We start from the raw sequence: 13,105 nt of genomic DNA, 5'->3' as shown, positions 1-13,105 counted from the left end.
CGGTTCAGGCGCGGTCGATGTGCACGTTGGTGGCCTTCACCCGGGCCACGGCCTCCATCCCGACGGCCAGCCCCAGCTCCTCCACGGCCTCCCGGGTGAGCAGTGAGACGAGCCGGTGGGGCCCGGCCTGGATCTCGACCTGCGCGGCGACGTCACCGAGCTTCACGGCCGTGATGATCCCGGGAAAGGCGTTGCGCGCGGAGGTGTACGCGGCCTCCTCACCGCTCCCCTCGGCGGCGAGCGCCACGGAGAACGCGGCGAGATCCGTCCCCTCGACGATCCGCTTGCCCGCTTCGTCCCGCCGCGTGGGTATCCGCCCCGCGTCGGCCCACCGGCGCACGGTATCGGGACTGACACCGAGGAGGCGGGCGGCTCGGCCGATGGAGTAGGAGGCTTGCATGTGCGGCACGGTATGGCCATGCGGCCCGCAGATGCAAGGAGAGGGGCTTGGTGGGTGCCGTATGTGCGGCTGGCGGGGCAGGGCGGGGCGCGTCGGTCCGGTGCCGCTGCGCGGGACCTTTCCCCTACCCGCCCCTTCCCGAAACCGGGGGGCAAGTCCCCGGACCCCCTTCCGCGCCGCCGCGCGGTGGCCTCAAACGCCGGCCGGGCTGAATTCGCCCGGTTCCGGGCGACAACTCAGCCCGTCCGGCCTTTGAGGACCGGGGTCCGGGGCGGAGCCCCGCCACGCGGCGGAGCCGCACATCGGATGCAGCGGGAAGGGGCGGGGCCGGGGACAAAGCCCCGCGCAGCGGCCCCCCCGTGCAGGGGCAGCAGCCTGCCTAGATCGCTCCCTTGCGCGTCAGATGCGTGAAAGAGATCCACCCCGGCAACACCGGCAGCCACAACGTCATCAACCGGAACAACAGCACCGCCGGCGCCGCCTGCTCCGCCGGCAGCCCCGCGAACGTCAGCGCACCCGTCAGAGCGAACTCCACCGCGCCGACACCGCCCGGCGTCGGCGCCGCCGACCCCAGGGCGTTGGCCGTCAGATAGACGACGGCGATGCTCGCGTAGCTCAGCTCGCCGCCGAAGGCGCGGATCGCGGCGTCGAGGCACATCACGTTCGCGGCGGTCAGCAGGAGCATGCCGCCGATGCCGGCGAAGAGCTTCTGCGGCCGCTGGAGCACGTCCAGCATGCGCGGCACGACGCCCGCGAACAGCGACCGCACCCGGGTCGAGACGAACTTCCGCAGGACCGGGATGGCGGCCACGACGAGGACCAGCACCGCCGCGGTCAGCAGGCCGCCGATCACCGTCCGGGACGGGCCGATCGACGAGCTGCGCTCGGTGCCCGTGACGTAGCCGAAGGACAGCAGCAGCATGATGTGGCAGGCCAGGCCGAAGAGCTGGGACGCGCCGACGCTCGCCACCGCCAGGCCGGGCCGGACGCCCGCGCGCTGGAGGAAGCGGGTGTTGAGCGCGACGCCGCCCACCGCGGCCGGGGCCACCAGCTTGACGAAGGAGCCCGCCACCTGGGCGAGGACCGTCCTGCCGAAGGTCACCTTCTCGGGCACGAAGCCGAGCAGGCTCAGCGCCGCGGCCACGTAGGTGAGGGCCTGGAAGCCCACGGCCACCGCCACCCACGCCCAGTTGGCCTTGTCGACGAGGTCGCCGAACTTCACGTGCGTCAGCTGCGAGAGCAGGAAGTACGCGGCGAAGGCGCCGGCCACGAAGCTGATCAGCGTGCGGGGCTTGATCCGCTCCAGGCGGACCGGCTCTATCGGCGCCTGCGGGCGGATCAGCAGGACCTGGCGGCGGATCTGCGCGAGGAGGTCCTCCTCGCGCGCCTCCTCCAGGGCCTCGTCGATGGCCTTCTTCTCCGCCTGCCGCTCGGCCTTGAGCGTCTTGCGGTCGCTGACCGCCTCGGTGGCCGGGGCCGGGCCGGAGGCGGCCTGCTCGGCCTTGGCCTCCTTGGCCAGGCGCGCGGCCTCCAGCACCGTCTCCCGCTCCCGCTGGGCCCGCTCCCGGGCCAGCTGCCGGAGCGTCGCCCGGCTGACGCGGGTCAGCGCCAGGGGCTGGAGCAGCGGAAGGCTGTCGGCGACCGCGTCGGGGCCGAGGACCTCCACGCCGGTGGCCACCGCCCGCTCCGCCCCGACCCGCAGGCCCAGGGTGACGAGCAGCTGGGCCACGTCCATGCGCAGCACCAGGTCGCCGGCGGCGATCTCGCCGCCGCGCAGGTCGGTCAGGACGACATTGCCGGAACGATCCACCAGGAGGGCGTCGCCGTCCAGCCTGCGGTGGGCGATCCGGCGCGACTGGAGGGCCTGCACCTGCCGCCAGGCGCCCGCCATGAGCTCGTCGGTGATCTCCTCGGTGGGCACGGCGCCCAGGGCGCGGCCGCCGATGTGCTCGTAGACGAGCATGACGGCGTCCGGGCCCAGCTCGGAGGTGGCGATCAGCTTGGGGGCGTTGGCGCCGGCGGCGATGGCCGCGTAGGCGAGCAGCGCCTCCTGTTCGAGGGCCTGGCGCAGGGACTGGAGGCTGCGCCGCTGGGTGATGCCGCGCAGCGCGAGACGCTGCCAGACCCGGTAGAAGAAGCCCTGCGCCTGCTGCTCGCGGTCGACGACCGTGACGTCCAGGGGCGGGCCGTCCTCCAAGGTGACGATGTACCGCCTGCCCCGGTCGTGGGGCTGCTCGCCGCCCACCGTGTCGGCGCTGTCCTCGGTGCGCAGCGCGGTGACCGGCTTGAAGCCGACGCGGCGCAGGCCGGCGAGGAGGTGCCGGCCCGTGGGCCGGACGTTCGGGGAGCCGACGGCGTAGAGGGTGCCGTAGGCGACGGTCCAGCCGATCAGCACGGTGGTGACGATCGAGAACGGCGTGGTGTAGCCGTTGACCAGCACCGCGAAGGCGTCCAGGAGCAGGACGGCCCACATCGCGACCCGCCAGCGCGGGCGCCGGGACATGCCGACGGCCGTCATATAGGCGATCACGGGGGCCAGATAGCCGTGCACCGGGTCGGTGAGCCCGCCCGTGGGCGCGGGCTGGGTGAGGGCGTCGCGGATCGAGTCGGGCGCCGTTCTCGCCACCCACAGGTCGGTGGCGAGCGAGACGCCGTGCGCCAGGACCGCGGCGAGCACGCCGTCGGCGATCCGCAGCCCGTCCCGCTTGATCAGCCGTTCGATGGCGAAGGCCACCGGGACGATGAAGATCGCGATGTTGGCGGCCAGCCCGGCGAAGTTCGCCAGCAGCTGCGGCGCCCGGCCCGTGCTGTCCTTGATGTCCTCTTCCAGGCCCGTGGTGGTGCCGTGGGCGAAGGCCGCGAGGGCGAGGACGAGGGCGATGCCGACGATGCCGAGGAAAAGCCGCACCAGGTCGACGGGGCGGTGCACACGGGCGGGCAGCAGGGGCTCGTCGCCGGAGACCCGGTCGATGTTCGCCTCCCCGCCCTCGCAGGCGTACGCGTCGTCACCGGCCGGCTTGCCCGTGGCGGAAGGATCCGCTCCGGGGCCGTCGCCGGACGCGGGCAGCTCTCCGGGGGCGCCGGCCTCTTCCCGAGGTCCCGCGCCCTGCTGCCGGTCCGTCTTCTCTTCTTGGTCTCGTATCACCAGTCACCGCCCGGAAGATGGTGGCATGGCCCCGCCGGGCGAGGGGGCATCAGGGTGCATTTCGGGGGCGCGGACTCCGGATCGTACGCCCTGTAGTGCGAAGACGCACTCTGGGTGATCTTCGCGGGGTCCCGGTAGGGGCCCGTGGACCGTGCGCTGTCCGTGCCGTGCGGCAGTATGGGCCGGATGAGCGAGGACGTGCGAGCGGGCGACAGCGCCTCCGGAGCGCCCGGCGAGCTGCCCGAGTACGCGGAGCGGGTGCTGGCCGTCGCCGAGCTGATTCCGCCCGGCCGGGTGATGACCTACGGGGACGTCGCCGAGTGGCTGGGCGAAGGGGGACCCCGGCAGGTCGGCCGGGTCATGGCGCTCTACGGCGGCGCGGTGCCGTGGTGGCGCGTGGTGCGCGCCGACGGCGCCCTGCTGCCGGGCCACGAGCTGCGGGCACTCGACCACTACCGCGAGGAGGGCACCCCGCTGCGGGAGGCCGGCCGGTCCGCCGGGGGACACCTGCCCCGGCTCGCCATGGCGCGGGCCCGGTGGGACGGCGACCCCGATGTGACTCCTCACACCTGACAGGATCCGCCGCCCGGGTGTCGCGGGACCACTCCGTGGCCGCTCCCCCCAAGGGCTGACCCGAACGGGTGAGGCCCCGACAGCCGTACCCCGGCTCCACGGACACCCTGCGCCCCGGCGGCCGGCTGGCGTAGCGTCGGTGGTCGCCGTCATTCCCAGGTCCCCCGCCCGGACCTCCGGCACCCACCGACGCACGACCCTCCGCACCCCCACCAGGACCGGCAACCCACGTGAGCTCCTCCCTTCCGCCCGGCGCGACCCGCCCGTCGCACCCCACGGGTACGTACCGGCTCGTCCGCACCCGGCCGGGCCCCTCGGCCCCTCCTGAGCTGGACGCACGCCAGCGCGCGGTGGTTGACCACGGGGACGGGCCGCTGCTGGTCCTCGCCGGACCCGGCACGGGGAAGACGACGACGCTGGTCGAGGCGGTCGCGGAGCGGGTGCGGCGGGGCACCGACCCGGAGCGGATCCTCGTGCTGACCTTCAGCCGCAAGGCCGCCGTCGAGCTGCGCGACCGGATGGCCGACCGGCTGGGCCGCCTCGGCGGCGTCCAGGGGCCCCGGGCGACGACCTTCCACTCGTACTGCTACGCCCTCGTCCGCGCCCACCAGGACGTGGACCTCTTCATCGACCCGCTGCGCCTGCTGTCCGGCCCCGAGCAGGACACCGTCGTGCGCGAGCTGCTCGCCGGCCAGGCCGAGCTGGAGCGGGCCGGGCGCGCCCGTGTGACCTGGCCCGACGAGCTGCGGGCCTGCCTGACCACCCGCGGGTTCGCCGACGAGGTCCGCGCCGTCCTCGCCCGCAGCCGCGAGCTCGGGCTCGGCCCCGGCGCCCTCGGTGACTTCGCCCACCGCACCGGCCGGCCCGACTGGGCCGCCGCCGCGTCCTTCCTCGCGGAGTACCTGGACGTCCTCGACGCCCGGGGCGTGCTCGACTACGCCGAGCTCGTCCACCGCGCCGTCCTGCTCGCCGAACGGGCCGAGGTCGCCGCGGACCTCGCCCTGCGCTACGACGCCGTCTTCGTCGACGAGTACCAGGACACCGACGCCGCCCAGGCGCGGCTGCTGCGCGCGCTCGCGGGCGGCGGCCGGACGCTGATCGCCTTCGGCGACCCGGACCAGTCGATCTACGCCTTCCGCGGCGCCGACGTCAACGGCATCCTCGAGTTCCCCGACGCCTTCCCGCGCCGCGACGGCACGCCCGCGCCCGTCGAGGTGCTGACCACCTCGCGCCGCTCCGCCGCGCACGTCCTCGCGGCCACCCGGCTGCTCACCGCCCGTATGCCCCTCACCCGCCTCCCCGCCCGGGCGGTACGCGCCCACCGGGAGCTCGCCGCCGTGCGCGAGGGCGGCCGGGTGGAGGCGTACACCTACCCGACCGCCGGCGCCGAGGTCGACAACATCGCCGACATCCTGCGCCGCGCCCACCTGGAGGACGGCGTCCCCTGGCACGGCATGGCGGTCCTCGTCCGCGCCGGCGCCCGCTCCCTGCCGGCCCTCCGCCGCGCCCTGACCTCGGCGGGCGTCCCCGTCGAGACGGACGGCGACGACATCCCCCTGCGCCACGAACCGGCGGTGGCCCCCTTGCTGACGGCCTTGCGCGCGGTCGCCGAGGCGGGGGCGCCCACGGGGGCGCCCGAAGGGGCGGTTCCCGGGGCGGGTGAGGAGGAGCCGGCGGCCGGCGACGCGCGGGGCGCGGCACGCACTGCGACTCCCGGGGCACCTGGCGCGGTGATCGCCGACGCTCATGGCGAGGCTGCTCCGGCGGGTGCCGACACCGGTGCCGACACCGCCGGCGTCCAGGCACCGGCCGGCCGTGGCGCCTACGGGCCGGGCCGGGATGCCCAGGCCCAGGACACGGGCGCGGCCCACGCCCCCGGGGGGACTCCTGGGGAGGGCGGCGTGGACAGCGCTGCCGGTATGCCGGTTCCGGAATTCTCGGATGCCTCCGGTGGCCCGGGCGCCCCCGGCGCCGACCACCCGGCCCCCGGAGAAGACGTGCCGGCGGATGACGCCGGGACGTCCTGGCTCGACGCCGAGACCGCGCTCGCCCTGCTCACCTCCCCGCTCGGCGGGATGGACGGCGCCGACCTGCGGCGGCTCGGGCGGGCGCTCCGGGAGGAGGAGCGGGCCGCCGGCGCCGAGGTGCCCCGGCCGTCCGACGTGCTCATCGCCGAGGCCCTCGCGGAGCCCGAGCGGCTCGCCGCGCACGCGCGCTCGTACGCGCGGGGCGCCCAGGTGCTCGGCAAGCTGCTGCGGCGCGTCCGCGAGATCCTCGCGGCCGGCGGCACCGCCGAGGAAGCCCTCTGGGCGCTCTGGAACGGCACCCGCTGGCCCGACCGCCTGCAGGGCGCCGCGCACCGCGGCGGTGCCGCCGGCCGCAACGCCGACCGCGACCTGGACGCCGTGTGCGCGCTGTTCGAGACCGCCGCGCGCGCGGAGGACCGTACCGGCGGCCGGGGCGCCCTGAACTTCCTGGACGAACTGGAGGCCCAGGACATAGCGGCCGACGTCCTTACGCGCAAAGCCGTGCGCCCCGACGCCGTAAGGCTGATGACCGCACACCGCTCCAAGGGCCTGGAGTGGCGGCTCGTCGTCGTCGCGGGCGTCCAGGAAGGTCTCTGGCCCGACCTGCGGCGCCGCGGCTCGCTCCTGGAGGCCGACCGCATCGGGCGGGACGGCCTCGCCGAACCGCTCAGCCCCGGCGCGCTCCTCGCCGAGGAGCGCCGCCTGTTCTACGTGGCCGCCACCCGCGCCCGCGACCGCCTGGTCGTCACCGCCGTCAAGGCGGCGGCCGAGGACGGCGACCAGCCGTCGCGGTTCCTCGCCGAGCTGGGCACCGAGCCCGTCGACGTCACCCAGCGCCCCCGCCGCCCCCTGGCCGTGGCGGCCCTGGTGGCCGAGCTGCGGGCCACCACCGTCGACCCCGCCGCCTCGGACGCCCTGCGCGCCGCCGCCGCCGAACGGCTCGCCCGGCTGGCCGCGCTGCGCGACGACGAGGGCCAGCCGCTCGTACCGTCCGCCCACCCCGACCGCTGGTGGGGCCTGAACGAGCCCACGCACAGCGAGGTGCCGCTGCGGGACCGCGACCACCCCCTCGCGCTGTCCGGCTCGGCCCTCGGCCAGCTCGCGGGCGGCCCGGGCTCCTGCTCGCTCCAGTGGTTCCTCGGCCGGGAGGTGAAGGCCGACGCCCCGGCCACGGCCGCCCAGGGGTTCGGCAACGTCGTGCACGTCCTCGCCGACGAGGTCGCCTCCGGCCGCACCCCGGCCGACCTCGCCGTCCTGATGGAGCGCCTCGACTCGGTGTGGGACGCGCTCGCCTTCGACGCCCCCTGGAAGTCCACGCAGGAGAAGGAGAACGCCCGCGCGGCCCTGGAGCGCTTCCTGCGCTGGCACGTCATGGAGCGCGGCGGCCGGGCGGCCGTCGCGACCGAGCACTCCTTCGACGTGACCCTGAAGGCCGCCGACCACCTGGTGCGCATCCGGGGCTCCATGGACCGCGTGGAGGCCGACCGGCACGGCCGCGCCTACGTCGTCGACTTCAAGACCGGCAAGAGCCCGGTGTCCGCGGGCGACGTCGAACGCCATCCGCAGCTGGCCGTCTACCAGCTCGCCGTCGAGCACGGCGCCGTCGACGACCTCTTCGCGGGCGCCCGGCCCGCGGCGGGCGGCGCCGAGCTCGTCCAGCTCCGGCAGGGCGCCGCGAAGCGGGACGGCGGGGACACCGTCCCCAAGGTGCAGGCGCAGCAGCCGGTCGGTGACGGCGAATGGATCGGCGACCTGCTCGCCGAGGCGGCCGGGCGGGTCCTGGAGGAGCGTTTCTCCCCGCGCCCCGGCCAGCACTGCGCCCACTGCTCCTTCCGCGCGTCCTGCTCCGCCCGCCCCGAGGGCCGGCAGATCGTCGAATGACGCGCGATGACCGGCTGTCGGTGGCGCCCGTTAGCGTGGATGCCGTGACCCCGCGCCTGACCGACCCCGAGCAGCTCAAGGAGCTCCTCGGCATCCCGTTCACCCCGGAGCAGACGGCCTGCATCACCGCGCCGCCCGCCCCGCAGGTCATCGTGGCCGGCGCCGGGTCCGGCAAGACCACGGTCATGGCCGCCCGGGTGGTCTGGCTGGTCGGCACCGGCCAGGTCGCCCCCGAGCAGGTCCTCGGCCTGACGTTCACCAACAAGGCGGCGGGCGAGCTGTCCGAGCGGGTGCGCAAGGCCCTCGCCGAGGCGGGCGTCACCGGCTCCGACGTCCCCGCCGACCCCGACCAGGCACCCGGCGACCCCCAGATCTCCACCTACCACGCCTTCGCCGGGCGCCTCCTCAAGGAGCACGGCCTGCGCATCGGCCTGGAGCCCGGCACCCGCCTCCTCGCCGACGCCACCCGCTTCCAGCTCGCCGCCCGGGTCCTGCGCACCTCGCCCGGCCCCTACCCGGCGCTCACCCGCTCCTTCGGCGACCTCGTCCCCGACCTCCTCGCCCTCGACGGAGAGCTCGCCGAGCACCTCGTACGGCCCGAGGAGCTCCGCGCCCACGACACCGCGCTGCTGGCCTCCCTGGAGGGCGCCCGGCTCTCCAACGCCGACCTGCGCAAGATCCCCGAGGCCGCCCGCGCCCGCCTCGAACTCCTGGAGCTGGTGGAGGCCTACCGCCGGGAGAAGTCCCGGCGCGACCTCCTGGACTTCGGCGACCAGATCGCCCGCTCCGCCGAGCTCGCCCTCACCCGCCCCGAGGTGGGCCGCATCCTGCGCGAGCAGTTCGCCGTCGTCCTCCTCGACGAGTACCAGGACACCTCCGTCGCCCAGCGGCTCCTGCTCTCCGGCCTCTTCGGCGGCGGCACCGGCCACGCCGTCACCGCCGTCGGAGACCCCTGCCAGGCCATCTACGGCTGGCGCGGCGCCTCCGTGGCCAACCTCGACGACTTCCCGCTCCACTTCCCGTACGCCGACGGCCGCCCCGCCCAGCGGTTCGCGCTCAGCGAGAACCGCCGCAGCGGCGGCCGCCTCCTCGACCTGGCCAACGGCCTGGCCGCCGAGCTCCGCGCCCGCCACGAGGGCGTCGAGGCGCTGCGGCCCGCCCCCGGCGCCGAGCGGGAGGGCGTGGTGCGCTGCGCCCTGCTGCCCACCCACGCCGAGGAGCTCGACTGGCTCGCCGGCTCCCTCGCGCACCTGGTGCGCACGGGCACCCGCCCCGGCGACATCGCCGTCCTGTGCCGCACCGCCACGGACTTCGCGCAGATCCAGGCCGCGCTCGTCGCGCGCGACCTTCCCGTCGAGGTCGTCGGCCTCTCCGGCCTGCTGCACCTGCCCGAGATCGCCGACCTCGTCGCCGTCTGCGAGGTGCTCCAGGACCCCACGGCCAACGCCGCGCTCGTCCGGCTCCTGACCGGCCCGCGCTGGCGGATCGGCGCCCGCGACCTCGCCCTGCTCGGCCGCCGCGCCCGTACGCTCGTGCCTTACGGCAGCACGGGATCCGACCCCGACCGCCGGCTCGCCGAAGCCGTCGAAGGCGTCGACCCCGCCGAGGTGATCTCCCTCGCCGACGCCCTCGACACCTTTCTCACGGCCGACGGCGCCGACGACGGCCTGCCGTTCTCGGCCGAGGCCCGCGTCCGCTTCGCCCGGCTCGCCGCGGAGCTGCGCGACCTGCGGCGCTCGCTGGCCGACCCGCTCATGGACGTCCTCCACCGGGTGCTCGCCACCACCGGCCTGGAGGTCGAGCTCTCGGCGTCGCCGCACGCCCTGGCCGCCCGCCGCCGCGAGACCCTCGCGCAGTTCCTGGACATCGCCGCGGGCTTCGCCGCCGTCGACGGCGAGGCCACGCTCCTGGCCTTCCTCGGCTTCCTGCGCACCGCCGCGCAGTACGAGAAGGGACTCGACAGCTCCCTGCCCGGCGGCGAGAACACCGTCAAGGTCCTCACCGCCCACAAGTCCAAGGGCCTGGAGTGGGACGTGGTCGCCGTCCCCGGACTGGTGACCAGGACGTTCCCCAGCGAGCAGGCCCGCGAGTCCTGGACGGCCCAGGCCAGGGTCCTCCCGCACGCCCTGCGCGGCGACGCCGACACCCTGCCCGAGGCCGGGCAGGGCGGCTGGGACGCCAAGGGCGTGACCGCCTTCAAGGCCGCCATGAAGGAACACCAGCGGATCGAGGAGCTCCGCCTCGGCTACGTCACCTTCACCCGGCCCCGGTCGCTGCTCCTGGGCTCCGGCCACTGGTGGGGCCCCAGCCAGAAGAAGCCCCGCGGCCCGTCCGCCTTCCTGGAGGCCCTGCGCGCGCACTGCGAGGCGGGCCACGGCGAGATCGAGATCTGGGCCGACGCCCCGGAGGAGGGCGCGGAGAACCCCGCCCTGGACGAGCCGGACACGGACCGCTCCTGGCCGCTGCCCCTGGACCCGGCGTCCTTCGCCCGCCGTAAGGAGGCCGCCGCCGCCGTCCTGGCCCACCTCGACCGCCTGGCCGAGCCGCGGGAGGAGTGGCCGAGCGTGACGGGGCCCGTCCACGACCCCGAGTGGCCGCCCCCGCCCGAGGACGACCCGGAGGGCGAGGAGCACGCCTCCTTCGAGCCTTTCGAGCCCTTCGAGCCCTTCGAGGAAGAGCCGGAGCTCGCCGACTGGGACGCTCTGACGACCGTCCGGCCCGAGCCCACGGCCGCACCGGATGCCGTGGTGCCCCCGCCCGCCGCCGCACCGGGCCTGGTGCCGCCCGCCGTTCCGGTCTCCGGGACCGCGTCGCCCGAGCCCGTGGCCGCTCCGGACGTCGTGCTGCCCGCCCCCCGGCAGGCACCGCCCCAGCCGCCCCGCCCGCCCGCGGGGGGCTCCCTGACACCCGAGGAGGCCCGGCTGGCCGGCTCCTGGGACCGCGACCTGGACGCCCTCGCCGGCGAGCTGCGCCGGGCACGCGCGCGCGTGCGCGACGTGGCCCTGCCGTCGTCCCTCAGCGCCACCCAGCTGGTCCGCCTCGCCGCCGACCCGGACGGCTTCGCGCGCGAGCTGGCCCGGCCCATGCCCCGGCCGCCGCAGCCCGCCGCGCGCCGCGGCACCCGCTTCCACGCCTGGGTCGAGTCCCGCTTCGAGGCGCTGCCGCTGCCCCTGCTCGGCCCCGACGAACTGCCGGGCGCCGACGACGACGCGTACGACGGGCCCGGTCAGGAGATCACCGACGAGCGGGACCTCGCCGCGCTCAAGGAGGCGTTCGAGCGCACCCCGTACGCCCGCCGCGCCCCTTACCGCGTGGAGGTGCCCTTCCAGCTCACCCTCTCGGGCCGAGTGATCCGCGGCCGCATTGACGCCGTCTACCGCGAGCGCGGCCCCGAGGGCGACACCTTCGAGATCGTCGACTGGAAGACCGGCCGCACCCAGGACGCGGACCCCCTCCAGCTCGCGATCTACCGCGTCGCCTGGGCCGAGCTCCACGGTCTGCCCCTGTCGTCGGTCACCGCCGCCTTCGTCTACGTGCGCGACGGCGAGACGGTCCACCCCGCCGGCCTCCCCGACCGGGCCCGCCTGGAGGAACTCCTGCTCGGGGAGCGGATGTGACCAAGCCCGGTCATGGTCACGCCGCGTGTCCGGATAGGCTCGATGCCATGAGCGACTCACCGGACAGCGCCGTCCGCGCGTTTATAGAGGGCCACCGCGCCGCCTTCCTCGACGACCTCGTCGAATGGCTCCGCATCCCGTCCGTCTCGGCCGAGCCCGCGCGCGCCGGCGACGTCCGCCGCAGCGCGGAGTGGCTGGTCGCCAAGCTGGCCGGGACCGGCTTCCCGACCGCCGAGATCTGGGAGACCGGCGGCGCCCCGGCGGTGTTCGCCGAGTGGCCCTCGGGCGACCCCGACGCTCCGACCGTGCTCGTCTACGGCCACCACGACGTCCAGCCCGCCGCCCGCGAGGACGGCTGGCACACCGAGCCCTTCGAGCCCGTGATCAAGGACGGCCGGATGTACGGCCGCGGCGCGGCCGACGACAAGGGCCAGGTCCTCTTCCACACGCTGGGTGTCCGTGCCCACCTGGCCGTCACCGGCCGTACGGCCCCCGCGGTCAACCTCAAGATGCTCATCGAGGGCGAGGAGGAGTCGGGCTCGGCCCACTTCGCCGACCTCGTCCGCGCGAACGCCGACCGCCTCGCCTGCGACACCGTGATCGTGTCCGACACCGGCATGTGGTCCGAGGACACCCCGACCGTCTGCACGGGCATGCGCGGCCTCACCGACTGCCAGATCGACCTCTACGGCCCGGACCAGGACATCCACTCCGGCACCTTCGGCGGCGCCGTGCCCAACCCGGCCACCGAGGCCGCCCGGCTGGTCGCCGGACTGCACGACGAGGACCGCCGCGTCGCGATCCCGGGCTTCTACGACGGCGTCGTCGAGCTGACCGATCACGAGCGCGAGCTCTTCGCCCAGCTGCCCTTCGACGAGAAGCGCTGGCTGCGCACCGCCCACTCGCACGCCGCGCTCGGCGAGGCCGGCAGCACCGTCCTGGAGCGCATCTGGGCCCGCCCCACCGCCGAGGTCAACGGCATGAGCGGCGGCTACCAGGGCCCCGGCGGCAAGACGATCGTGCCGTCCAGCGCCCAGCTGAAGCTGTCCTTCCGGCTCGTCGCCGGGCAGGACGCCGACGCAGTGCAGCGGGCCGTCCGCCAGTGGGTGGCCGACCGCCTGCCGGAGGGCATCCGCCACGAGATCACCTTCTGGGGCGCCACCCGCCCCTGCCTGACCCCGCTCGACCACCCGTACCTCCAGTCCGTGGTGCGGTCGATGGAGCGCGCCTTCGAGCAGAAGATCCTCTTCACCCGGGAAGGCGGTGCGGGCCCCGCCGCCGACCTCCAGGACGTGCTCGGCGTCCCGGTGCTCTTCCTGGGCATCTCGGTGCCCTCGGACGGCTGGCACGCGCCGAACGAGAAGGTCGAGCTGGACCTGCTCATGAAGGGCGTCGAGACCGCCGCCCACCTCTGGGCCGACCTCGCGGAGACCGGGCGCGCCCGTTAGCGCGTCACCGCCCT

The 13,105-nt window shown here is 75.5% G+C and carries 6 protein-coding genes; 4 read left to right on the top strand and 2 right to left on the bottom strand.

Features of this window, described 5'->3' with window-relative positions; translation table 11 throughout:
• Window positions 1-4: 4 nt before the first annotated feature.
• A complete protein-coding gene (locus LUZ64_RS15725; RefSeq protein ID WP_095582147.1) occupies window positions 5-400 on the bottom strand; it encodes a TOBE domain-containing protein in 396 nt (131 codons plus the stop codon).
• Between the two features lie 379 nt (window positions 401-779).
• Window positions 780-3,545 carry a lysylphosphatidylglycerol synthase transmembrane domain-containing protein gene (locus tag LUZ64_RS15720; RefSeq protein ID WP_095582148.1) on the bottom strand — a complete coding sequence of 922 codons (2,766 nt, stop codon included), beginning with the start codon at window positions 3,543-3,545 and terminating at the stop codon, window positions 780-782.
• Window positions 3,546-3,731: 186 nt separating this feature from the next.
• On the opposite strand from LUZ64_RS15720, the gene LUZ64_RS15715 reads away from it, so the two are divergent.
• The 4 genes from LUZ64_RS15715 (at window position 3,732) to LUZ64_RS15700 (ending at window position 13,091) form a co-directional block, all read left to right on the top strand.
• On the top strand, window positions 3,732-4,118 hold the full coding sequence (locus tag LUZ64_RS15715; protein WP_276522576.1) for an MGMT family protein: 387 nt from the start codon (window positions 3,732-3,734) through the stop codon (window positions 4,116-4,118).
• 230 nt (window positions 4,119-4,348) lie between these two features.
• Window positions 4,349-8,026: a UvrD-helicase domain-containing protein gene (locus LUZ64_RS15710; RefSeq protein WP_095582150.1), complete on the top strand. Its 3,678-nt coding sequence runs from the start codon at window positions 4,349-4,351 to the stop codon at window positions 8,024-8,026.
• 44 nt (window positions 8,027-8,070) lie between these two features.
• A complete protein-coding gene (locus LUZ64_RS15705; RefSeq protein ID WP_232390250.1) occupies window positions 8,071-11,643 on the top strand; it encodes an ATP-dependent helicase in 3,573 nt (1,190 codons plus the stop codon).
• A gap of 47 nt (window positions 11,644-11,690) precedes the next feature.
• The gene (locus LUZ64_RS15700; RefSeq protein WP_095578687.1) at window positions 11,691-13,091 is read left to right on the top strand and encodes a dipeptidase; all 1,401 of its coding nucleotides are present in this window, start codon (window positions 11,691-11,693) and stop codon (window positions 13,089-13,091) included.
• Window positions 13,092-13,105 lie beyond the last annotated feature (14 nt).

Origin of the sequence: Streptomyces albireticuli, assembly GCF_021228125.1 — a bacterium.
GTDB lineage: Bacteria > Actinomycetota > Actinomycetes > Streptomycetales > Streptomycetaceae > Streptomyces > Streptomyces albireticuli.
This window is presented reverse-complemented; position numbering and strand designations above follow the sequence as displayed.